Raw genomic sequence first — 23817 nt, forward strand, 5'->3', positions numbered from 1 at the left:
AAAAAAGAAGTGAAACCATTACATCACATATCTGTAAATCATAACAATAAAACATTTCAATTGTCTTACGAGACTTTTGGTAAAGCGTTATATACTGCTCCAATTGTGTTGGTTAATCATGCCTTAACAGGAAATTCTACGGTTTGCGGAGAACAAGGTTGGTGGAATGATTTAATAGGAAACGGTAAAGCTATCGATACTAACAAGTATACGGTTTTAGCTTTTAACATTCCCGGAAATGGATTTGATGGTGTTTTAGTTGAAGATTATAAAAACACAACTGTTACGCAGGTAGCAAATCTATTTTTGTTGGGACTAAAAGCCTTAAAAATAGATAGGTTATTTGCAATTATTGGCGGTTCTTTAGGTGGCGGGATTGCTTGGCAAATGGCAACGCTTCAACCGGAACTTACAACACATTTAATTCCTGTGGCATCGCACCACATATCATCAGACTGGATTATAGCAAATACTTTAATACAGGAACAAATACTATTAAATTCAACCAATCCGGTTCACGATGCACGGCTTCATGCTATGTTGTGTTACAGAACACCAAAATCGTTTCAGGCACGCTTCAACAGAACAGTAAATCAGGATTTAAAAATTTATAATGTAGAAAGCTGGTTGTTACATCATGGTAAAAAATTGCAAGACCGTTTTCAGAAATCGGCTTACTTGCTAATGAATCATTTACTAAAAACAATAGCAGTAGAAAATTTAGAAGCTATTCAGGCTCAAATCACTTTAATTAGTGTAGATACAGATTTATTTTTCACGGCAGACGATATTAAAGACAGCTACCAAACACTTAACAAGCTAAATAAAAAAGTAAGCTACCACGAAATCACATCTATACATGGGCACGATGCTTTTTTAATTGAATACGAACAACTTAAAACCATAATCGCGCCTATTTTTAATGGGAGCAACTAAGATATGAAAGTACTTAAATTTGGAGGTAAATCTCTAGCAAACGGAAAAGGATTAGATAGCGTAATTGCTATTATTGAAGATAAAGTAAAAGCAAAAGAACAAATTGCAGTCGTGGTTTCGGCGCGTGGTGGAGCTACCGATGAGTTAGAAGTTATTCTTGAAAAGGCAGTAAATAATCAGCATTATTTAGATGATTTTGAAAGCTTTAAAAATTATCAGGAAGCTGCAAATGCAGTTGTAGATTTAACTGAAGAATTTAAAACACTTTTAAAAATTTTTGAAGGTGTAAAATTGTTGGGCGATTACAGTAAAAAAATTAAAGATGAAGTTTTAGCACAAGGCGAATTAATTTCGGTTAAAACAGTCGCTTCTTTATTAATTGAAAAAGGAATAAAAGCCAATGCAACCGATTCACGTTTACTTATAAAAACCGACGATGTTTTTGGAAATGCACAACCTAATACCAAAGCATCCAAAGAGCATGTAGTTAATTATTTTAAAGCGCATAATGGCACTACGGTTAATATTGTAACAGGATTTATTGGTTCTAATAATGCTAATCAAACCACTACGTTAGGTCGTAATGGTAGTAATTATACTGCTTCACTTTTGGCAAGTTTTTTAAATGCTGAAGAACTGCAAAACTATACACATGTTAATGGTATTTATACGGCTAATCCAGATCTGGTAGCAGATGCCAAAAAAATAAGCGAATTATCTTTTACTGAAGCTAACGAACTTGCCAATTTTGGAACAACTATTCTACACGCCAAAACTATTATTCCTTTATTGGAAAAAAATATTCCATTACGTATTTTAAATACCTTCAACCCAAACGACCATGGAACCTTAATTACAGGGAATTCAACCAAAAAAGGGATTAAATCTCTGTCTGTTTTAGATGATGTGGCATTAATAAATATTGAAGGACGCGGATTACTGGGGAAAGTTGGTGTCGATGCTAGATTATTTAATGCTTTAAGCATCAATAATATTAGTGTTAGTATTGTTTCACAAGGATCTTCAGAACGGGGAATTGGTTTAATTATACCATTAGAAGATGCTACGAAAGCGGTAATAGCGTTAGAAAAAGAGTTTGAAACCGATTTCTATTCTCAGGATATCAATAAAATTTCTGTGATAGATGATGTGTCTGTCATCTCAATAGTAGGGCAAAGTCTTAGGTCTTTTCATAAACCATTTAATGCTTTAATTAAAAATCAAATTGAGCCTTTATTATTTAACAATACGATTACAGGCGAAAATGTAAGTTTGGTGATTAAAAAGCATCAATTACACAAAGCTTTAAATGTAATTCACGGAGAAATCTTCGGAATTTCTAAAAAAGTCAACTTGGCTATTTTCGGACACGGAACTGTTGGTGGTACTTTAATAGAACAGATTATTGCTTCAGCCGAAAAAATTGAAAAACGAAAAAGTATTAAGCTGAATATTTTTGCCATAGCTAATTCAAAAAAAGTGCTTTTAAATAAAGATGGTATTTCCGGAGATTGGAAATCACAATTAACCGAAAACGGAAAAGCATACGAATTAAACGACATTTCTAACTATGCAGAAACACATCATTTAGAAAATTTAATTGCTATAGATAATACGTCCAGTTTGGAATTTGTGTCTAATTATTTAAAATTAGTAGAGCAAGGGTTCGACTTAGTGTCGTCTAACAAAATTGCCAATACCATCGATTTTAATTTTTATAATGAATTGCGAGCGTCGTTAGCAAAATATAATAAGAATTATTTATATGAAACTAACGTTGGTGCAGGTTTACCTTTAATTGATACCATAAAGTTATTACATCATTCAGGAGAAAATATTGTAAGAATTAGAGGTGTGTTTTCTGGTTCTTTAAGTTATATTTTTAATACGTTTTCAGCTGAAGAAGTTCCGTTTTCAGGAGTCTTACAAGAAGCTTTAGATAAGGGTTATACAGAACCAAATCCGCGTGAAGATTTGAGTGGAGCAGATGTCGCACGAAAATTATTAATCTTAGCCAGAGAATTAGATTTACACAATGAATTGGAAGATGTAAACGTAGAAAATTTAATTCCTGTGGGATTAAGAGAAGTAGAAACAGCTGAGTTTTTAAAGTCTTTTAACCAATTAAACGATTCATTTAAAACCACGAAATTATCTCAAAAGGAAGGTCATGTATTGCGCTATGTAGGAGATTTATACGGTGATTTATCCGATGAAAACGGTGCTAAATTAGATGTTAAATTAGTGTCGGTACCAAAAGAATCGCCATTAGGTGCTTTAAAAGGCGCAGACTCTTTATTCGAGATTTACACAGAATCTTACGGAGATCAACCTATAATTATTCAAGGCGCTGGTGCAGGAGCAGAAGTGACTGCAAGAGGCGTTTTTGGAGATATATTAAGATTAACAGATAAGAATAATTAATGTAGCAATGTGTTAATTTGAAAATGTATCAATTTGTGATAATTTGAACATTTAATATTTTAACATATTGTAATTTTTTGAAACCAGAATCTAATAAAAAGTAACGTCAGTTCGAGCCTTTCGACTCCGCTCAAGACAGGCTAGAGTCGAGAACTAATAAGCCTAAAATACTAACGACAAAATAAAAAAATATGTCATTCGAAAACTTTGAAACAAACGCCATTCGCACACAAGTTGAACGTTCGCAATACAAAGAACATTCTGCACCATTATATCTAACTTCAAGTTTTGTATTTGATGATGCTGAAGATATGCGTGCTTCGTTTGCTGAAGAAAAAGAACGAAATATTTACAGTCGTTTTACCAATCCTAACACGTCTGAATTTGTAGATAAAATCTGCAAATTAGAAGGTGCAGAAAGTGGCTATGCATTTGCGACAGGTATGTCGGCAGTGTTTTCAACCTTTGCTGCTTTACTTAATGCGGGCGACCATATTGTATCTGCTCGTTCTGTGTTTGGGTCAACACATACCTTGTTTACTAAGTTTTTACCTAAATGGAATATAGAAACCAGTTATTTTAAGGTAAATGAAGTCGATAAAATTGAAAGCTTAATTCAACCCAATACAAAAATATTATATGCTGAAAGTCCAACAAACCCAGCAGTCGATATTTTAGATTTAGAACGGTTAGGGCAAATAGCTAAAAAGCATAATCTTATATTAATAATAGACAACTGTTTCGCAACACCTTACTTACAAAACCCTATTAAATTTGGAGCCGATTTGGTGATTCATTCAGCAACAAAATTAATAGATGGTCAAGGTCGTGTGTTAGGTGGTGTAACGGTTGGGCGAGCCGATTTAATAAGAGAGATTTATTTATTCTCACGAAATACTGGACCAGCCTTATCGCCATTTAATGCATGGGTGTTATCTAAAAGTTTAGAAACCTTGCATGTTCGTGTGGATAGACATTGTGAGAACGCCTTAAAAGTCGCTGAGTTTTTAGAAAACCATTCGCAAGTTGAAAGTGTGAAATATCCATTTTTAAAATCGCACCCGCAATATGACATTGCTAAAAAGCAAATGAAATTAGGTGGAAATATCGTCGCGTTTCAAATAAAAGGCGGATTAGAAGCCGGAAGACAGTTTTTAAATAAATTGGAAATCATATCATTATCAGCTAATTTAGGAGATACAAGAACTATTGCCACACATCCGGCAAGTACAACGCATAGTAAGTTGGCTTTAGAGGACCGTTTGGAAGTTGGAATTACAGATAGTTTGGTGAGAATTTCGGTAGGTTTAGAACATACAGAAGATATCATTAAAGATTTAGATAAAGCGTTGAATTAAGAATTGAAATCGGCTGTCAGTTCGAGTGATTTCGAGGAACGAGAAATCGTATCGAGAATTATTAAGAAAACAGTAAAAGAGTAAGTGTCAGTTCGAGCGGAGTCGAGAACTAAAAAGATAAAAAAGCATAAAAAATGAGTCACATCAACGAAGAACTAAAAAAGCGCATTCTTGTATTAGATGGAGCCATGGGAACCATGCTTCAGCAATATAATTTTACTGAAGAAGATTTTCGTGGGGAACGTTTTAAAGATTACCCAAGCTCATTAAAAGGGAATAACGATTTATTGTCGTTAACCCAACCCAAAGCTATTGCCGAGATTCACGCAAAGTATTTTGAGGCAGGAGCCGATATCGTGGAAACCAATACATTTTCAGGAACCACCATTGCTATGGCAGATTATGACATGGAAGATTTGGTTTACGAATTAAACTTTGAATCGGCTAAAATTGCTAAAAAAGTTGCGGATGAATTCACAGCAAGAGAACCCCACAAACCTCGTTTTGTTGCTGGAAGTATTGGGCCAACCAACCGAACTGCCAGTTTAAGTCCAGACGTGAACAGACCAGAATATCGTGCGGTCACTTTCGATGAATTAAGAATTGCTTACAAACAACAAGTCGAAGCTTTAATAGATGGTGGTTGCGATTTATTATTAGTGGAAACTATTTTCGATACGTTAAATGCTAAGGCTGCTTTATTTGCTATTGAAGAAGTTAAAGAAGACAGAGATATCGAAATTCCAATTATGGTTTCAGGAACAATTACAGATGCTTCAGGAAGAACTTTATCGGGACAAACCGTTGAAGCTTTTTTAACTTCAGTGTCACATATTCCACTATTAAGTGTAGGTTTTAACTGTGCTTTAGGCGCGCAGCAATTACAACCGTATTTGCAACGTTTAGCACACTTAACCGATTTTTATACCTCGGCGCATCCCAATGCAGGACTTCCAAATGCGTTTGGAGAATACGACGAATCGCCTAAGGAGATGCAAGGCTATATCGAGTCCTATTTAAAAAATAATCTAATAAATATTATTGGTGGTTGTTGCGGAACAAGTCCTGCGCACATTAAAGCAATTGCAGAAGTAGCTTCTAAATACAGTCCAAGAACTTTAAATACAGTGGCGTAATTATGGAAAGCAACAACCCAAAATCAAACCAAAATAAATACTTAACCTTATCAGGTTTAGAACCTTTGGTGGTTACTCCAGAATCTAATTTTATTAATGTTGGAGAGCGAACAAACGTGACAGGATCGCGTAAGTTTTTACGTTTAATAAAAGAAGAAAAGTACGACGAAGCTCTAGATGTGGCAAGAGACCAAGTGGATGGCGGCGCGCAAATTATAGATGTGAATATGGACGAAGGAATGTTAGATGGCGTTTATGCTATGACAACGTTTCTTAACCTTATTGCGTCAGAACCAGACATTTCTCGTGTGCCTATCATGATTGATAGTTCTAAATGGGAAATTATTGAAGCAGGTTTAAAAGTTGCTCAAGGAAAATGTGTGGTAAATTCTATCAGTTTAAAAGAAGGCGAAGCCGAATTTAAACGACAAGCCAAGTTGGTAAAACGTTATGGAGCAGCTGTAATCGTGATGGCGTTTGATGAGGTGGGACAAGCCGATACCTATCAGCGTAGAATTGATATTTGTAAGCGCTCTTACGACATTTTGGTGAACGAAGTTAAATTCGCACCTCAAGACATTATATTCGATCCTAATATTTTTCCTGTAGCAACAGGAATGGACGAGCATCGTAAAAATGCAACCGATTTTTTTGATGCCACCAAATGGATTCGAGAAAATCTGCCTTATGCTAATGTTTCTGGAGGCGTAAGTAACGTGTCTTTTTCATTTCGAGGTAACAATGTAGTTCGAGAAGCAATTAATTCAGCATTTTTATATCATGCCATTAAAAGTGGGATGAATATAGGTATTGTAAATCCAACGATGTTAGAGGTTTACGATGAAATACCAAAAGATTTATTAGAGCATGTAGAAGATGTTTTGTTCGATAAAAGAGACGATGCTACCGAACGTTTATTAGATTTTGCTGAAACCGTTAAAGGAACTTCAAAAGAAAAAGAAGCCACAGTTTTAGAATGGCGAGAAAAACCAATCCAGGAGCGTATCACCTACAGTTTGGTTAAAGGTTTAGATACTTTTATTATTGAAGACATTGAAGAAATTCGTCAAACTTTTGACAGACCCATAGAAGTTATAGAAGGACCTTTAATGGTTGGAATGAATGTGGTGGGCGATTTATTTGGAAGCGGAAAAATGTTTTTGCCACAAGTAGTGAAGTCTGCTCGTGTAATGAAAAAAGCGGTCGCTTATCTTCAACCTTTTATTGAAGCTGAAAAAGACGGAAAACAAGAATTTGCTGGTAAAATTTTAATGGCAACCGTAAAAGGCGATGTACACGATATTGGTAAAAATATTGTGAGTGTGGTTTTAGCTTGTAATAACTACGAAATAGTCGATTTAGGTGTTATGGTTCCACCAGAAAAAATTATTCAAACAGCTATAAAAGAACAAGTTGATATTATTGGCTTAAGTGGATTAATCACACCATCGCTAGACGAAATGGTTTACATTTCAAAAGAAATGGAGCGTCAAGGTTTAGATATTCCTTTAATGATTGGTGGTGCCACAACTTCCAGAGCACATTCTGCTGTTAAAATTGCACCACATTATAACAATACAGTAATACATGTTAACGATGCATCTCGTGCGGTTACTGTGGTTGGTGATTTGTTAAATAAAGACAACTCTATTTATAAGCTGAAAATAAGAGAAGAATACGATAAGTTTCGCGATCAATTTTTAAGTAGAACACGTAAAAAGGAATACATTTCCATAGAGGAAGCACGTCAGAATAAATTTAAAATAGATTGGGAAACTACCGAAATCACGAAACCAAACCAATTAGGTGTTCAGGTTATTGAGACTTTGGATTTAAACAAGTTAGTCGATTTTATAGATTGGTCGCCCTTCTTTAGAAGTTGGGATTTACATGGTAAATATCCAGATATTCTAACCGATGAAGTCGTAGGTACTCAAGCCACAGAGTTATTTGCAGATGCCAAAAAGTTACTTCAAAAAGTGTTAGATGAAAAACTTTTAAAAGCTAAAGCTGTTTTTGGTTTGTTTGAAGCTAATACTGTAAATCATGATGATATTGAGGTTGTCAAATTAGTGGAAACTACAGAATCATTAGGTCTCGACTCCGCTCGACCTGACAGTGATACTAATAACAATATGTCTCCTCGAGCGGAGTCGAGAGGTTCTAATGAAAACGAATCTCAAACCTACAAGTTCTTAAGTTTACGTCAGCAATTAAAAAAACGTGAAGGAAAACCCAATTTTGCTTTAGCCGATTTTATTGCACCAAAAGACAACAGAATTCAAGATTACATGGGATGCTTCTGTGTGACTACAGGATTTGGGACTAAAGAATTAGCAGAACAGTTTGAAGCTGAAAATGATGATTATAACAGTATCATGATAAAAGCTTTAGCCGATAGATTGGCTGAAGCTTTTGCAGAATATTTACATAAAGAAGTTCGTGTGAAACATTGGGGTTATGCACAAGATGAAAACTTAACCAACGACGATTTAATAAAAGAAAGTTATAAAGGTATTCGTCCTGCGCCAGGTTATCCAGCTTGTCCCGACCATTTAGAGAAAAAAACGATTTGGAAATTATTAAAAGTTGAAGAACGCATTGGCGTGGTATTAACGGAAAGTTTAGCTATGTGGCCTGCAGCAAGTGTAAGTGGGTATTATTTTGCTAATCCAGAAGCCAAGTATTTTGGTTTAGGAAAAATAACTCAAGACCAATTGGAAGATTATGCTAAACGTAGAGGTATAAGTATTGAAGAAGCGGAAAAATGGTTAAGCCCAAATTTAACAGATTAGTGCGTTAGGGTTTGAAATGAAAATCCTTTTTGTTAGGTTGAGCGTAGTCGAAACCTAAGACAAAAAGATTGGAATGTAAAGCCCCGACCTTTAGGTAACGCCAAAAAAAACAATAAGAGATTTAAAACATGAAAGTTACAGACCATATAAAAAACGCTAAAGGAAAAACATTGTTTTCTTTTGAAATTATTCCGCCTAAAAAAGGAAATAGTATACAAGAGTTATATAGCAACATAGACCCGTTAATGGAATTTAATCCGCCATTTATTGATGTTACAACCTCTCGGGAAGAATATATTTATATCGATAGAGAAGATGGGTTGTTAGACCGGAAAATTACCAGAATGCGTCCTGGTAGTGTTGGGATTTGTGCGGCTATTAAGCATAAATACGATGTAGATACAGTACCCCACGTACTTTGTGGCGGCTTTACCAAAGAAGAAACCGAATATTTGTTAGTCGATTGTCATTATCTGGGTATTGATAACGTTATGGCGTTACGAGGTGATGCGATGAGCCATCAGAAATATTTTGAAGCTTGCGATGGTGGACACCACTATGCTAAGGGTTTAGTAGAGCAAATTCAGAATTTAAATAAAGGGAAATATTTACATGATGTAGTGGAAGCTTCTAGTCCTGCTAATTTTTGTATTGGAGTAGCAGGTTATCCTGAAAAACACATGGAAGCACCATCTTTACAAACAGACTTAAAACGCTTAAAAGAAAAGGTAGATGCTGGTGCAGATTATGTGGTGACTCAAATGTTTTTTGATAATAAAAAGTATTTCGAATTTGTAAAAAAGGCGAAAGATTTTGGTATTGATGTGCCTATTATTCCGGGCATAAAACCTTTAGCTACCAAACGTCATCTTCAACTATTACCACAAGTGTTTAAAATAGATTTACCAGAGGATTTAATTACTTCTGTAGAAAATTGTAAAGATAATAAAGCGGTACGCCAAGTTGGAGTAGAGTGGGCCATACAACAATCTAAAGAATTACAACAAGCAGGTGTGCCAGTATTACATTATTATTCTATGGGAAAAAGCGATAATGTAAAAGCTATAGCGTCAAAATTATTTTAATTGTTTACTTTTAGAATCCCAAATTATTATTATGCTTTCTAAAAAAACAAAATACGGCATTAAGGCATTGGTGTATATTGCAAAGCAAGAAGCCAAAATTATTTCTATAAGAGACATTGCAGAGCAGGAACATATTTCTCAAAAGTTTTTGGAGAGTATCCTATTGTCATTAAAAAAAACCGGTATTGTAGGTTCTAAAAAAGGGAAAACTGGAGGTTATTATTTGCTAAAGGACCCTTCAGAAATTAGTATGACTGCTGTTATGCGTACTTTGGAAGGACCCATTGCCATGCTACCTTGTGTAAGTTTAAATTTCTATGAAAAATGCGAAGACTGCCCGAGTGAAGAAACCTGTTCTATACATACTGTTATGGAAGAATTAAGAGATGCCAGCCTTTCTATTTTAAATTCAAAATCGTTAAAAGACTTAATTTAAGTTATTTTCTTGTAGAATTAAATCTGCTGTCTTATGTTTGCAATTCCTATTAAGTCGATAGGAATTATAATAATTATGATTTTAGATATTTTATATAAGGAAACTCATTCTAAAGTTCAAAGCGAACCAACTGTAAATCCTCATAAAAGTACGAGTAGTGAAAGGGTTAAACGTAGTTTAGTTAAAACCATTAGCTGGCGTATCATAGGAACAGTGGATACTGTGATTATCTCCTATCTAATTACAGGAGGCATCGATAAAGCTTTGGCTATTGGAGGTGTAGAACTTGTATCTAAAATGATATTATACTTTTTTCATGAACGCACTTGGAATAGTATTAAATGGGGAAAATAATGAAGATGGATTTAACAGAAATAAATAAACAATTATCAGGTAAATCACCAGAGGAAATTGTTAGTTGGGCATTAAGTTTTGCTAAAAAGCCTATTATCACTACCAATTTTAGACCTTTTGAGGCTGCAATTTTGCATTTAGTTTCTAAAAAGAAGAATGATATTAATGTGGTTTGGTGCGATACAGGTTATAATACACCTCAAACCTATAAACATGCAGAAGAAATCATTAGTCGATTACAGCTAAATATAGACTTATACGTCCCTAAGCAAACTGTGGCTCATCGAAATAGTGTATTAGGGTTACCTGATGTTAATGATTCAAAACATGAGATTTTTACAGAGCAGGTAAAGTTAGAGCCGTTTACGCGTGCCATGAATTTCCATGAACCAGATGTTTGGTTTACTAACCTTCGTAAAGGTCAGACAGCTTTTAGAGATAGTATAGATGTCGTTTCTCAAGACGCAAAAGGAGTTGTTAAGGTGAGTCCGTTTTATCACTATACCGATGAGGCATTAGAAGCCTATTTAGAAGAACACAATTTACCCAACGAGTTTAAATATTTTGACCCAACCAAGGTTTTGGGTCATAGAGAATGTGGTTTACACAGCAAATAAAAAATAAATATGTCAATTAATCCCTTAGAAAGCGAAGCTATATACATTTTTAGAGAAGTAGCAGCGCAATTTGAAAAACCAGTCTTACTATTTTCTGGAGGAAAAGACTCTATCACCTTAGTTAGATTAGCTCAAAAAGCATTTTATCCAGCTAAAATTCCGTTTCCTTTAATGCATATTGATACAGGACATAATTTTCCGGAAACGATTGAATTTAGAGATCGGTTGGTTAAAGAATTAGGATTAGAGCTAATAGTACGACACGTTCAAGATGACATAGATAAAGGTAAAGTGAAAGAAGAGCAAGGTCGTTACGCCAGCCGAAACAGTTTACAAACCACTACGCTTTTAGACGCTATTGAAGAATTTAAATTTGATGCCTGTATTGGTGGTGCACGTCGTGACGAAGAAAAAGCAAGAGCGAAGGAACGTGTGTTTTCAGTTCGTGACGATTTTGGGCAATGGGATGAAAAAAATCAAAGACCAGAATTGTTTGATATGTTAAACGGACAGATAGAATTAGGCCAAAATGTACGCGTATTTCCAATTTCAAATTGGACCGAATTGGATGTTTGGTCTTATATAGAACGTGAACAAATTGAAATTCCTTCCATTTACTTTGCACACACCAGAGCTACTTTTTTAAGAGATGGATTGATTTGGTCTGCAGATGATGAAGTAGTTTTTAGAGATCAAGATGAAGTTGTAGAAGATCGTTTGGTGCGTTTTAGAACCGTTGGAGATATGTCTTGTACCGCAGCAGTACTTTCCGATGCCACCACAATAACAAAAGTAGTAGAGGAAATTAGAAGCTCTACCATTTCCGAGCGTGGCGCTCGTATAGACGATAAACGTAGCGAAGCCGCAATGGAAAAACGTAAACAACAAGGGTATTTTTAAAATATGCCTTTAGCTTTTGGCTTATAGCCTTTAGCAAACTCACAATTTAAGATTAACAAAAAGCTAAAAGCCAAACGCTAATAGCTAACAGCCAAAATAACAATGGACGTATTAAAAATAGCAACAGCAGGAAGTGTAGACGATGGTAAAAGTACTTTAATTGGTCGTTTATTATATGATACGAAATCGCTAACTTCAGATAAATTAGAAGCTATTCAGAATAAAAGTAAACAATTAGGTTACGATTATTTAGATTTTTCTCTGGCGACTGATGGGTTGATAGCAGAGCGTGAACAAGGTATAACTATAGATGTAGCACATATTTACTTTTCAACTCAAAATAAAAGTTACATTATTGCAGATACGCCAGGTCATGTAGAGTATACACGTAACATGGTTACTGGTGCATCAACATCACAAGCGGCTATTATTTTAATAGATGCGCGTAAAGGTGTTATTGAGCAAACCAATAGGCATTTCTTTATTAATAATTTGTTGAGAATAAAAAATGTTGTAGTAGCCATAAATAAAATGGATTTGGTTAATTATTCTGAAGAAGTTTATGAAGGTATCAAAGCGCAGTTTGAAGTTTTAATGGCTAAAAGAGATTATAAAGAACAGAACATTACATTTATACCTATAAGTGCTTTAAAAGGAGATAATGTAGTGCATAAATCTGAAAATACTATTTGGTATACAGGAAATACAATACTAGAGCATTTCGAATCGTTAGACCAGGCAGCTGTTTTAAATACGGGGACACCACGGTTTCCCGTTCAATATGTTATTAGGCCAAAAACTGAAGAGTTTCATGACTTTAGAGCTTATGCAGGTAAGGTGTATGGAGGAGAATTAAAAGTGGGCGATGCTGTAGTAGTATTACCATCATTAACTAAATCCAAAATAAAAGACATTTTGTTTTACGACCAAAAACTCGAAAAGGCAGAGCGTCGCTCGTCTGTAGCAATTACTTTAGAAGACGATGTTAATATTTCTAGAGGCGATATGATAGTTTTGGAAAATGACCTGCCGCAAATCGACAAGGATTTTACAGCAACCATTTCTTGGCTAGATCAGGAACCCTTACAGACAGGAAATAAATATGTTTTACAACATGGTGTTCATAAAGTTTTAGCAAAAGTAGAAGCAGTCGCTCATAAAATTCATCCGGATTATTCAGGTGTTGAGACAGGAATATCTACTTTAAAGATGAATGATATTGCAGAAGTGTCCTTTAAAGTTAATAAGCCCATTTTTTTTGATGCTTTTAAAAAGCATAGAATTAATGGTTCGTTTATACTTATAGACTCAAACTCCAATCATACGGTTGGCGCAGGTTTTATCCAATAAAAAAGGTGGCATTATTTTAGCAGCTTATAAAACACAGCTTTAAATGGCTTTTTACTATTTTTGCAAAAGCTGTAAAAGAAATTTTAACCATTTTTTTACTTAAATAATGCAAGACGTAACTTTATATATAACCGATCGTGACGGAAAAAAACACGCAGTACAAGCACCAACAGATATGGCTATGAATGTCATGGAAGTGATCCGTTCTTACGAGTTGGCACCAGAAGGTACTATTGGGATTTGTGGCGGTATGGCCATGTGTGCATCCTGCCAATGTTATATAGAAAATGACGTGGATTTAAACCCAATGGAGGATGATGAGGACGCGATGTTAGCTGAAGCTTTTAATGTTAAAACCAATAGTCGTTTAAGCTGTCAAATTCCTGTAAGTGAGACCATTCATAATTTAGAAATTACATTAGCTCCAGAATATTAAGACTAATTTATAAACAAAATAGCCTCTTCATTTTATTTAAGAGGCTTTTTTGCTAGTGTTTAGTCTTCTAAAACAAACTTATTCATAAGGTAAGTTCCTGGCTTTTCTAAATCTTTTACTTTTCCAACCAATACATTGTCAGACTCCAATGCTTTAAATCTAAAAGTATAATTTTCTAAATCATTTTTTATTGGGTTAATTGAATCTGACATAGAAAATACTTTTTTTGGCTTTAAAATAATACTATCATTGTTAAAAATCCAGTTACCATAAGACAGTAATCCACAGCTTTTATAAAGATATGTACTGTCTTTATTTAAAGAAAGTTTAGAGTTTGTGATATATAAACTTGATTTTGTTTTAAAAGACTTAAATTCTTGTTTACTAGGTTTCACGTTTACATATTGCCCTATATAGTTTTTGTTGGTTTTGCAGGAGCTTACAACAATAAAAAGTGCCAATAAAAAAAGTTTCATTAATATAAATCGTTTAAAATTTTCTATTTATTGAAGTACAAATTTATTTAAAACGTCTGTTTTATTGTCTTCAAATAATTTTCTTTTAGCAATTAACGAGTTTTTAAAAATTTTAAAATTATAGTTAAAATCTTTAACATTATTTTTTATTGGTTGTATTGTATCACTTAAAGAAAATGCTTTTGTTGTATTTAATGATAAATTATTACTGTTTACACTCCATTTCCCATAACTAATCATACCACAGCTTTTTAAAATAAAACTACTATCCTTATTTATAGCAAGTGTTGAATTAGTTACGCTATATTTAGAATTTGTCTCAAAAAAAGCATACTCTTTAATCGTTGGTTTAGAATTTTTATATAATCCAGTAACAGATTTTTCTGACTTACAAGAAAAAATTAATAAGATTAAAAAAATATATATAAATAAAAGTTTCATTAATTTAAATCGTTTAAAATTTGTCCTTTTGTGTTTTATCAACTAAAATACAATTATTAACGCTGCATTATAAAAATAAACTATTTTCTTATTTAACTTAATATAGATACTAACTTATTATAAGTATTTTAGCGACTTCAAAATTTCAATATGAAGTCGTTTTTTTATGTTCTTTTATTATGCGTAAGTTTAAATCTCTCTGCACAAGAAGAGGGCAACGCATTTACAAAAACACACACCACACGTTTTGATGCCAATTATTTCTACGGAAGTATTTTGTTGCACAATCCAGATATTACCCATTTAATTACAGATCATCCTACAGGATTTATAGCATCTTACAACAAGCAAACCTATGGGTTCGAAGGTTGGGAAAGTCGTTATAACTACCCAGATTATGGGGCATCTTTTATTTACCAGGATTTAAAAAATGTTTTTTTGGGAGAAAATTATGGACTTTATGCACACTTTAATTTTTATTTTTTAAATCGTAATTTAAAATTTAGAATTGGTCAAGGTATTGCATACGCTACAAAACCATACGATAAAAAAGAGAATTTCAGAAACAATGCTTATGGTTCAGATTTACTAAGTTCTACATATATAATGCTTAATTACGATAAGCCAAATATATATAAGGGGTTTGGTTTACACGCAGGTTTTTCAATAATACACTACTCTAATGCTAATGTAAAAGCACCAAACAATTCCACCAATACATTTGTTTTTAATGCAGGGGTAAATTATAATTTAGATTACGACGAAATTCCAGAATATCAGGCAGATACTATTGGTAAAAAATTTACTGAAAAAATTAAATATAATATTGCATTTCGTGGTGGTATAAATGAGAGTGATGTAGTTAATTCCGGTCAATATCCATTTTATATTTTATCTGCATATGCCGATAAACGCATTAATAGGAAATCAGCAATTCAGGCAGGAACAGATTTGTTTGCTTCTACGTTTTTAAAAGAATTAATAAAGTATTACTCTATTGCTTTTCCTGAAGATAATGTGACTGGAGATGAGGATTTTAAACGTGTTGGGGTTTTTGTGGGTCATGAATTGTTTATCAATAAAATGTCTTTTATAACACAATTGGGTTATTATGTCTATTACCCTTATGATTTTGAAGGTCGCGTTTATAACCGTATTGGTTTAAAACGTTATTTTGGAGATAAAGTTTTTGGGGCGATAACCTTAAAATCGCATGGCGCAAAAGCAGAAGCAGTAGAATTTGGAATAGGTGTAAGATTATAAAAACATGAAGAATTATATATATATCATACTAGTTATTTTATTATGTGCTTGTAATGGCGAAAATGTACCCGATTGTTTTCAGAATTCGGGCGATGTTGTAGTTAAAGAATTTCCAGTGTCAGAATTTACAAAAATCACAGTTTTTGAGCATGTAGAAATGATTTTAAAAGAAGCAGCAGAGCATAAGGTTACGGTTTCTACAGGTGAATTTTTAATGGATGAGATTGAGGTTATTGTTGAAAACGGAAGGTTAAAACTTTACGATAATAATGGCTGTAATCTAACCAGAGATTATGGGATTACTAAAATTACCGTAGAAGCACCAAATGTAGAAGAAATTAGAAGCAGTACAGGACTACCAATTCGTAGTGAAGGTATTCTAAATTATCCTAATTTAAACTTAATTAGCGAAGATTTTACAGAGCCAGAAGCTATTACCAGAGATGGATTGTTTGATTTAGAAGTAAGCACAATAAACCTTAGCGTAACTGTTAATGCATTATCTAGCATGTTTATTAAAGGAGCTACAGAAAACTTAAACGTGAACTTTGTTTCTGGAGATGCTCGTTTTGAATCCCGTTTTTTAATTGCTGAGAACGTAACTATATACCATCGTGGTACAAATGATATGACTGTTAATCCACAACAAAGTTTAAACGCTAATTTGGTAAGTACGGGAGATGTTATTGTAGTTAACACACCGCCAGTTATCACTGTGCAAGAACAATATTCTGGGCGAGTTATTTTCGAATAGTAATGTCTGCGCCTGTAGGAATTGTAACTTAAGGTTTAAAAACGTCTTTTGACAAACCGTTGTTAAATGTAATATTAGTCCAATTTACTGTAATCCAAGGTTCATCCGTTACATCGGCATTCCAATTAGAGGCTTTGTATTTGCGTTTCGTAGGAATTAATATACCATCAACAGTTTCATATTCTAAAACCATTAAAAAAGGTTCTGTTTTATTATAGTCTACTACCGTAAATAAAAACTGATCTACTAAGTTAGTTTTTTTATTAATGTAAAGTTGGTAAGTGTCTTTGGGGTGATTGGTATCAGACTCAAAAGTTACTGCAACCACTTCGTATGGTGTCTTGTCAATAATCGTAGTGCCAACATGCTTATAAATTAAATTTGGATCTAATAATTTTTGCATCATTGTAAACCAGTAGTAATTTGTTGGTCTGTTAAAAGCGACACGTTCTAGCATTTTGTCATCTTCTACAAGTTGGTTGTTATGTTTTAACCAATACGTTTCACCATCATAACCTTGCTCCATTAAACCTTCTAATTCTGGTAATGTACGTTCGTGTTTTTGGTAAGCACCATAAGACAACTCATTTTTAAAAATATACTTTTCAGTTGAAATGTCTTCTTTGCCGTCTGGTGTTCGATAAGTATAAGTGTAGATAACATCTTTTTTTTGAGCTAAAGTCTTATAGTTGCCAACATTTTGAACCATGTTAAAAACGAATTCATGTCCTTTATTACTGAATTTTGCAACAATTTTTTGCTCTGTTGTCTCTAACTCTTGGTTTTCAACATTTGTCTTGGTTTCATGGTTCTTACAAGATATAAGTGTTATAAATAAACACGAAAGCACAATAAGACATTTTAATCTTTTCATAAGTTTAATTTTAAATATTTTAAAAGCCAAAAGCCAAAAGCCAAAAGCCAAAAGCCAAAAGCTAACTCGTTAATTCTCTAAATAAACTCTCTAAACTGGCGTTTTTTTGGTTGAGCTGAAGAATTTTTAGTTTATTATCATGTGCAAAATCAAACACATGAGAACGCATGTCGGTTTTTGTATTAAAAGTAATTTCATATATAAAACCATGCGGATTTTTAACCTTAGTTACATTAGGTAATTTTAATAAAAAAGCATCTTCAACACGATAATCAAACTCCACAATAACAATTTGTTCTTGGTCTTGGCGTAAATCTTCCAAACTCTTGTTAGCAACAATTTCACCTTTATTAATAATAATTACACGGTCGCACATCGCTTCAACTTCTTGCATAATATGTGTGCTTAAAAAGACGGTTTTTTCTTTACCTAAAGTTTTTATAAGCTGTCTAATTTCTATTAATTGGTTAGGATCTAATCCTGTAGTTGGTTCATCTAGAATCAACACATCTGGATTATGCAAAAGCGCATTAGCTAAGCCCACACGTTGGCGGTATCCCTTAGATAGTTCTCCTATTTTTTTATGAGATTCTGGCTGCAAACCAGTTTGGTTAATAACATCGTCAATACGGGACATATTCACATTGTAAAGTTTTGCATTGTAAGCCAAATATTCACGAACATACAACTCTAAGTGTAGCGGATTATGCTCTGGTAAGTAACCAATGCTGGCTTGAACTTGTTTTTCTTGTTTAATAACATCAAACGTATTAACTTCGGCTTGTCCAGAAGTTGCAGGAATATAAGTGGTTAATATTTTCATCATTGTAGATTTTCCAGCACCATTAGGACCAAGAAAACCAACAATTTCCGGCTTGTTTACTTTAAATGATACATTTTTTAAAGCAAATTGTTTCCCGTAAACTTTTGAAACCTCATTAACAACAATAGACATATAAACTTCTTTTTATCAAAAATAGACATTTAAATAAACGTAAAAAATTAAATTATATGTTTGCTGTCTCAATTATTTTTATAATTTAGCTTCATCAAGAAACAATGAACACAATTAAAAACACATATTTTAACTATTATTATTTTTTTAGCCCGCTAAAAGAAGAGGATGTTTGTGTGTGATATTTTATAATCATATTTAAAATTTAAGCCTCGTTTTTTCGAGGCTTTTTTTATGGGAAAAATTATAGCAATACAAGGAGGCGCTTGCTCTTATCATCATATGGTAAGCGATGCCTATTTTAAGGAGAATTACAAAATTAACGAATGCTTGACATTTGATGCTTTGGCAGACAGTTTATCGGCCAAAACATCGGACTTTGCTGTAATGGCAATAGAAAACTCTATAGCAGGTTCAATTATTCCAAATTATGCTATAGTGGACCAAAATAATTTCTCCGTAGTTGGGGAGCATTATTTGGATATTCAGCATCAGTTTATGGTGTTACCAGGTCAGACTATAGAAGAAATTACTGAAGTCCATTCACATCCTATGGCATTGTTGCAATGCAAAGTTTTTTTGAAGCAATATCCACACATCAAGTTGGTAGAAGCTGAAGATACTGCACTCGTTGCACAGCGTATTTCAGAACTAAAAATAAAAGGTATTGCGGCTATTGCAAGCGTATTAGCAGCAAAAACCTATGGCTTGGATATTCTAGCAGAAAGTGTTCAAACCATTAAACACAATCAAACCCGTTTTATGGTGTTAAGTAATACGCCAAATACAGATGGTAATTATTATGATAAAGCTTCAATAAAGTTTGAATTAGACCATAAAAGAGGCAGTTTAGCAGCTTTGTTAAATGTTATGAGTGATTGTAAACTTAGTTTAACTAAAATACAATCACTACCAAAAATTGATACTCCATGGCGATACTCTTTTTTTGTAGATGTTACTTTTGATGATTTAAACGATTTTAAAAAAGCTGAACAACTCATACAAATTATGGCAACACATTTTAAAGTTTTAGGCATATATAAACAAGCAACATTATGATAGAAGTAGCAGATAGATTACAAGAGGTACAGGAATACTACTTCTCCAAAAAGCTTAAAGAAGTCGCTCAGTTAAAAGCGGAAGGGAAACCTATTATAAATCTAGGTATTGGTAGTCCAGATTTACCACCAAACCCATTAGTGGTTCAGGCAATGGTGTATAGTTTAAATGATGAAAAAGCGCACCAGTATCAAAGTTATGTAGGCTTACCAAAACTAAGAGAAGCAATTGCTCAATTTTATAAAAAACATTTTAGCGTTGAAGTAAATCCGGAGACAGAGACACTTCCGCTTATGGGAAGTAAAGAAGGTATTTTACATATTAGTATGGCATTTTTAAATAAAGGCGATCAGGTTTTAATTCCAAATCCAGGATATCCAACCTATGCTTCAGTATCCAAATTGGTTGAAGCAGAAGCCGTTTTTTACAACTTAAATTTAGATAACCATTGGTTTCCAGATTTAGAAGCTTTAGAGAAACAGGATTTAAGCAAGGTAAAGTTAATGTGGATTAATTATCCCAACATGCCAACCGGAGCAAATGCGACTAAGGATCATTTAGAGAAATTGGTGCAATTTGCCCTAAAACATAATATTTTACTAGTTAATGATAACCCATATAGTTTTATTTTAAATGAAAATAAAATCAGTTTACTAAGTATTGAACGTTCAAAAGACTGTTGCTTAGAACTAAATTCATTAAGTAAAACCTTTAACTTATCAGGATGGCGTGTTGGTTTCGTTTTAGGAAAAGCTTCTTTTGTAAATGCTATTTTAAGAGTAAAGTCTAATATGGATTCCGGAATGTTTTATGGCATTCAAAAAGGTGCTATTGCGGCTTTAAGCGCACCAACAGATTGGCTGGAAGTTTTAAATGAAATCTACAAAAAAAGACGTGAACTAGTTTGGCAAATAGCTAATAAATTAAACTGCAGATATACTAAAGAAAGTTCTGGGTTATTTGTTTGGGCTAAACTACCAGAAGGCAAAACAAGCGAAGCTTTTACAGATGATTTACTATACAATAAATCTGTTTTTGTAACTCCGGGAACCATTTTTGGCTCACAAGGCGAAGGTTACATTCGTTTTTCGTTATGTGCCAATGAAGCAGATTTACAAGAAACTTTAAACCGATTATAATTATGAAAGTAGCAGTGATAGGTTTAGGTCTTATTGGTGGTAGTTTAGCTTTAGATATTAAAAAAGCATTTCCAACCTGTCAAGTGGTTGGGTTAGATAACAACAAGCAAAATGTTAGTAAAGCCTTAGAACTAGGAATTATTGAAGCAGAAACATTGTTTGAAGATTTAAACTCTGCCGATGTGGTCATTGTTTCTATTCCTGTAAATAGCGCAATGGACTTAATCCCTAAAGTTTTAGACGTGATAAACGAGACGGCAGTGGTTATAGATGTAGGTTCTACAAAATCACCTGTTTGTAATGTGGTAAAACAACATAAAAACCGCAGACAATTTTTAGCAACGCATCCTATTGCCGGTACCGAGTTTTCTGGACCAGACGCAGCGCTTTTGGGTTTGTTTAAAAACAAAACGAATATTATATGCGATGTAGAAAAAACAGCACCACAACTACAAAAAAGAGCCTTGAAAATTTTCGAAGCCATAGGGATGAATTTAAGATATATGAATCCTGAGGCTCATGATAAACACATTGCTTACGTATCACATCTATCTCATATCAGTTCATTTATGCTGGGAAAAACAGTGTTGGAAAAGGAAAAAAATGAACGCGATATTTTCGATATGGCAGGAAGTGGTTTTGCTTCAACCGTAAGACTAGCTAAAAGTTCGCCTAAAATGTGGACGCCAATTTTTCAACAAAACAAAACCAATGTGATAGAAACTTTAGAAGAATACATAAATAATCTAAATCACTTCAAAACACTGCTTCAAAATGACGATTTTGAAGGCGTTTTTAAAGAGATGGAAGATACTAATTATATTAAACAGGTATTAAAAGGTATTTATTAACGAAATATTATTGGTTTTAATAAACCGAATAAGCATTCAATTATTAAATTTGCCACGATTAAATGAATTATGGAAAACAAGAAAGAATTAAAAACATGGTTAAATAACTTCGGTTTAGATCACCCACTAGTTATTGCAGGGCCATGCAGCGCAGAAACTGAAGAGCAAGTTTTAAAAATTGCACACCAGCTAAAAGATACAGATACTACTGTTTTAAGAGCAGGTATCTGGAAGCCAAGAACGCGACCAGGAAATTTTGAAGGTGTTGGAGCTTTAGGTTTAAAATGGCTTCAAAAAGCGAAAGAAGAAACCGGCTTATTAACCACAACGGAAGTGGCTAATGCTAACCATGTTGAGCTGGCTTTAAAACATGATATTGATATATTATGGATTGGTGCAAGAACTACGGTAAGTCCTTTTATTGTACAAGATATTGCAGATGCATTAAAGGGAACCGATAAAACCGTTTTAATTAAAAACCCGGTTAATCCAGATTTAGCATTGTGGCTAGGAGCGGTAGAGCGTTTTTACACTCAGGATGTTAAGAATTTAGGGGTAATTCACCGAGGGTTTTCAACGTATGAGAAAACGAGATATAGAAATAATCCAGAATGGCAAATTGCTGTAGATTTACAAACGCAGTTTCCAGACTTACCTTTAATTTTAGATCCGTCTCACATTGCTGGTCGTCGTGATATTATTTTCGATTTATGTCAAACGGCACTGGATTTAAATTACGATGGTTTAATGGTTGAAACGCATTTTGATCCAGATAAAGCGTGGAGTGATGCAGCGCAGCAAATTACACCTGCAGCTTTAGACCAGATGACTAAAGATTTACGTATTCGTAAAACCACTAGTATGGAAAGCGAATTTAACAATAAGCTAAATACGCTAAGAACTAAAATTGATGTAGTCGATCATCAAATTATAGAACAGTTAGGTAAGCGTATGCAAATTGCAGATGACATAGGTGGTCTTAAAAAAGCCAATAATGTAGCGATTTTACAAGCGAAACGCTGGAACGAAATTCTAGGTAAAATGATTCTTCAAGGCGAAGAAAGAAATCTAAGTGAAGAATTTATCTTAAAAGTGTTTAAAGCGATTCATCAAGAGTCCATTCAGCATCAAAAAAATGTAGAATAAAAAGTTTCAAAAAAGGCTGTGCTAAAACACAGCCTTTTTTGTTGTTTTCCTTGTTAATAATTTTCATCTTTGTTTGACATGACAGGACGCGTTTATAAATCTACAGGAAGCTGGTACACCGTAAAAACGCCTTTAGGGCAAACTTACCAGTGCCGTATAAAAGGTAAGTTTAGATTACAAGGTATAAAGAGCACAAATCCTATTGCGGTTGGCGATTTTGTAGACTTTGAACTAGATACAAAAAGTGATGAGGAAACCGGTGTTATTAACCATATTCATGACCGTCATAATTACATTGTCCGCAAATCTGTAAACCTATCCAAGCAAACTCACATTATTGCTTCAAACATAGATGTGGTGTTTTTATTGGTGACTATAGATAATCCTCCAACATTTACCAGCTTTATAGACCGCTTTTTAGTAACAGCAGAAGCTTACGCTATTAAAACAGTTATTCTTTTTAATAAGATTGATGTGTACGATGAAGCCACTTTAGACGAAGTACGTTATCTCGCTCATGTCTATAGAACTATTGGTTACGAGTGTATAGGAATATCGGCACAAACCGGTAAAAATTTAGAGCAGGTAAAAGATTTAATGCGTGGTAAGGTAAGTATGTTTACTGGGCATTCTGGTGTAGGGAAATCTACCCTAGTCAATGCAATAGAGCCAGATTTAGATTTAAAAACCAAAGCCATATCCTCACAACACATGCAGGGACAGCATACCACAACTTTTGCTGAAATGTTCGATTTAAGTTTTGATGCTAAAATAATAGATACACCAGGCATAAAAGGGTTTGGGGTGGTCGATATGGAAAAAGAAGAAGTAGGCGACTATTTTCCTGAATTTTTCGCTTTAAAACAAGAGTGTAAATTTAATAACTGTCTTCACGTCGAAGAACCAAAATGTGCGGTAAAGGAAGCTTTAGAAAATGATGAAGTAGCTGCGTCTCGTTACCGTAGTTATCTCCAAATTTTAAATGGAGAAGAAGAACATTACAGGACCGATGTGTGGGATAAAGAGTAAATT

At 33.8% G+C, this 23817-nt stretch carries 23 protein-coding genes; 19 read left to right on the forward strand and 4 right to left on the reverse strand.

The annotated features are described in order from the left end of the window. Window positions 1-9 precede the first annotated feature (9 nt). The 12 genes from C7H52_RS13565 to C7H52_RS05750 all read left to right on the forward strand — a co-directional run bounded on the left by C7H52_RS13565 (window position 10) and on the right by C7H52_RS05750 (window position 13827). Window positions 10-936, forward strand: coding sequence for an alpha/beta fold hydrolase (locus tag C7H52_RS13565; protein ID WP_317045562.1), 927 nt, complete (start codon window positions 10-12; stop codon window positions 934-936). 3 nt (window positions 937-939) lie between these two features. Continuing rightward, complete coding sequence (gene thrA / locus C7H52_RS05700; protein WP_106462910.1) at window positions 940-3360, forward strand: bifunctional aspartate kinase/homoserine dehydrogenase I; 2421 nt, start codon at window positions 940-942, stop codon at window positions 3358-3360. 191 nt (window positions 3361-3551) lie between these two features. Beyond that, entirely contained in the window at window positions 3552-4718 is a 1167-nt protein-coding gene (locus C7H52_RS05705) for a trans-sulfuration enzyme family protein (protein ID WP_106462911.1), read from the forward strand. A 134-nt stretch (window positions 4719-4852) separates the two neighbouring features. Next, entirely contained in the window at window positions 4853-5854 is a 1002-nt protein-coding gene (locus C7H52_RS05710; RefSeq protein WP_106462912.1) for a homocysteine S-methyltransferase family protein, read from the forward strand. Between the two features lie 2 nt (window positions 5855-5856). After that, window positions 5857-8649 (forward strand): methionine synthase, encoded by a 2793-nt coding sequence (gene metH / locus C7H52_RS05715; RefSeq protein WP_106462913.1) that lies wholly within the window; start codon window positions 5857-5859, stop codon window positions 8647-8649. Window positions 8650-8777: 128 nt separating this feature from the next. Continuing rightward, a complete protein-coding gene (metF, locus tag C7H52_RS05720) occupies window positions 8778-9734 on the forward strand; it encodes a methylenetetrahydrofolate reductase [NAD(P)H] (protein WP_106462914.1) in 957 nt (318 codons plus the stop codon). A gap of 31 nt (window positions 9735-9765) precedes the next feature. After that, window positions 9766-10170, forward strand: coding sequence for an RrF2 family transcriptional regulator (locus C7H52_RS05725; protein WP_106462915.1), 405 nt, complete (start codon window positions 9766-9768; stop codon window positions 10168-10170). A gap of 33 nt (window positions 10171-10203) precedes the next feature. Then, window positions 10204-10524, forward strand: coding sequence for a DUF2061 domain-containing protein (locus tag C7H52_RS05730; RefSeq protein ID WP_317045563.1), 321 nt, complete (start codon window positions 10204-10206; stop codon window positions 10522-10524). Window positions 10525-10529: 5 nt separating this feature from the next. Further along, window positions 10530-11141, forward strand: a complete 612-nt coding sequence (locus C7H52_RS05735; protein ID WP_106463086.1) for a phosphoadenosine phosphosulfate reductase domain-containing protein — start codon at window positions 10530-10532, stop codon at window positions 11139-11141. A gap of 9 nt (window positions 11142-11150) precedes the next feature. Continuing rightward, window positions 11151-12041, forward strand: coding sequence for a sulfate adenylyltransferase subunit CysD (cysD, locus tag C7H52_RS05740; RefSeq protein WP_106462917.1), 891 nt, complete (start codon window positions 11151-11153; stop codon window positions 12039-12041). A 102-nt stretch (window positions 12042-12143) separates the two neighbouring features. After that, a complete protein-coding gene (locus C7H52_RS05745) occupies window positions 12144-13391 on the forward strand; it encodes a sulfate adenylyltransferase subunit 1 (protein ID WP_106462918.1) in 1248 nt (415 codons plus the stop codon). Window positions 13392-13497: 106 nt separating this feature from the next. Beyond that, window positions 13498-13827, forward strand: a complete 330-nt coding sequence (locus tag C7H52_RS05750; protein WP_106462919.1) for a 2Fe-2S iron-sulfur cluster-binding protein — start codon at window positions 13498-13500, stop codon at window positions 13825-13827. A 59-nt stretch (window positions 13828-13886) separates the two neighbouring features. Here C7H52_RS05750 and C7H52_RS05755 read toward each other — a convergent pair whose 3' ends face one another. Together C7H52_RS05755 and C7H52_RS05760 are read right to left on the reverse strand one after the other, a co-directional pair. Beyond that, a complete protein-coding gene (locus tag C7H52_RS05755; RefSeq protein ID WP_106462920.1) occupies window positions 13887-14303 on the reverse strand; it encodes a hypothetical protein in 417 nt (138 codons plus the stop codon). A gap of 27 nt (window positions 14304-14330) precedes the next feature. Next, the gene (locus C7H52_RS05760) at window positions 14331-14744 is read right to left on the reverse strand and encodes a hypothetical protein (RefSeq protein ID WP_106462921.1); all 414 of its coding nucleotides are present in this window, start codon (window positions 14742-14744) and stop codon (window positions 14331-14333) included. A gap of 150 nt (window positions 14745-14894) precedes the next feature. Between C7H52_RS05760 and C7H52_RS05765 the strand changes: the two genes are divergently transcribed. Further along, window positions 14895-16007: an acyloxyacyl hydrolase gene (locus C7H52_RS05765; RefSeq protein WP_106462922.1), complete on the forward strand. Its 1113-nt coding sequence runs from the start codon at window positions 14895-14897 to the stop codon at window positions 16005-16007. 4 nt (window positions 16008-16011) lie between these two features. Beyond that, window positions 16012-16761: a head GIN domain-containing protein gene (locus tag C7H52_RS05770; RefSeq protein ID WP_106462923.1), complete on the forward strand. Its 750-nt coding sequence runs from the start codon at window positions 16012-16014 to the stop codon at window positions 16759-16761. 28 nt (window positions 16762-16789) lie between these two features. Here C7H52_RS05770 and C7H52_RS05775 read toward each other — a convergent pair whose 3' ends face one another. Further along, the gene (locus tag C7H52_RS05775) at window positions 16790-17635 is read right to left on the reverse strand and encodes a hypothetical protein (RefSeq protein ID WP_106463087.1); all 846 of its coding nucleotides are present in this window, start codon (window positions 17633-17635) and stop codon (window positions 16790-16792) included. A 61-nt stretch (window positions 17636-17696) separates the two neighbouring features. Next, a complete protein-coding gene (gldA, locus tag C7H52_RS05780; RefSeq protein ID WP_106462924.1) occupies window positions 17697-18590 on the reverse strand; it encodes a gliding motility-associated ABC transporter ATP-binding subunit GldA in 894 nt (297 codons plus the stop codon). Between the two features lie 234 nt (window positions 18591-18824). Here gldA and C7H52_RS05785 point away from each other — a divergent pair, with 234 nt between their 5' ends. The 5 genes from C7H52_RS05785 (at window position 18825) to rsgA (ending at window position 23814) form a co-directional block, all read left to right on the forward strand. Next, complete coding sequence (locus tag C7H52_RS05785; protein WP_106462925.1) at window positions 18825-19649, forward strand: prephenate dehydratase; 825 nt, start codon at window positions 18825-18827, stop codon at window positions 19647-19649. Then, window positions 19646-20788, forward strand: a complete 1143-nt coding sequence (locus tag C7H52_RS05790) for a pyridoxal phosphate-dependent aminotransferase (RefSeq protein WP_106462926.1) — start codon at window positions 19646-19648, stop codon at window positions 20786-20788. The genes C7H52_RS05785 and C7H52_RS05790 overlap by 4 nt, the downstream gene beginning before the upstream one ends. Before the next feature lie 2 nt (window positions 20789-20790). Further along, complete coding sequence (locus C7H52_RS05795; protein WP_106462927.1) at window positions 20791-21639, forward strand: prephenate dehydrogenase; 849 nt, start codon at window positions 20791-20793, stop codon at window positions 21637-21639. A gap of 69 nt (window positions 21640-21708) precedes the next feature. After that, entirely contained in the window at window positions 21709-22785 is a 1077-nt protein-coding gene (locus C7H52_RS05800; RefSeq protein WP_106462928.1) for a bifunctional 3-deoxy-7-phosphoheptulonate synthase/chorismate mutase type II, read from the forward strand. A gap of 78 nt (window positions 22786-22863) precedes the next feature. Continuing rightward, window positions 22864-23814 (forward strand): ribosome small subunit-dependent GTPase A, encoded by a 951-nt coding sequence (gene rsgA, locus C7H52_RS05805; protein WP_106462929.1) that lies wholly within the window; start codon window positions 22864-22866, stop codon window positions 23812-23814. Window positions 23815-23817 lie beyond the last annotated feature (3 nt).

This window comes from Aurantibacter aestuarii (genome assembly GCF_003008425.1).
In the GTDB taxonomy this organism is placed as follows: domain Bacteria; phylum Bacteroidota; class Bacteroidia; order Flavobacteriales; family Flavobacteriaceae; genus Aurantibacter; species Aurantibacter aestuarii.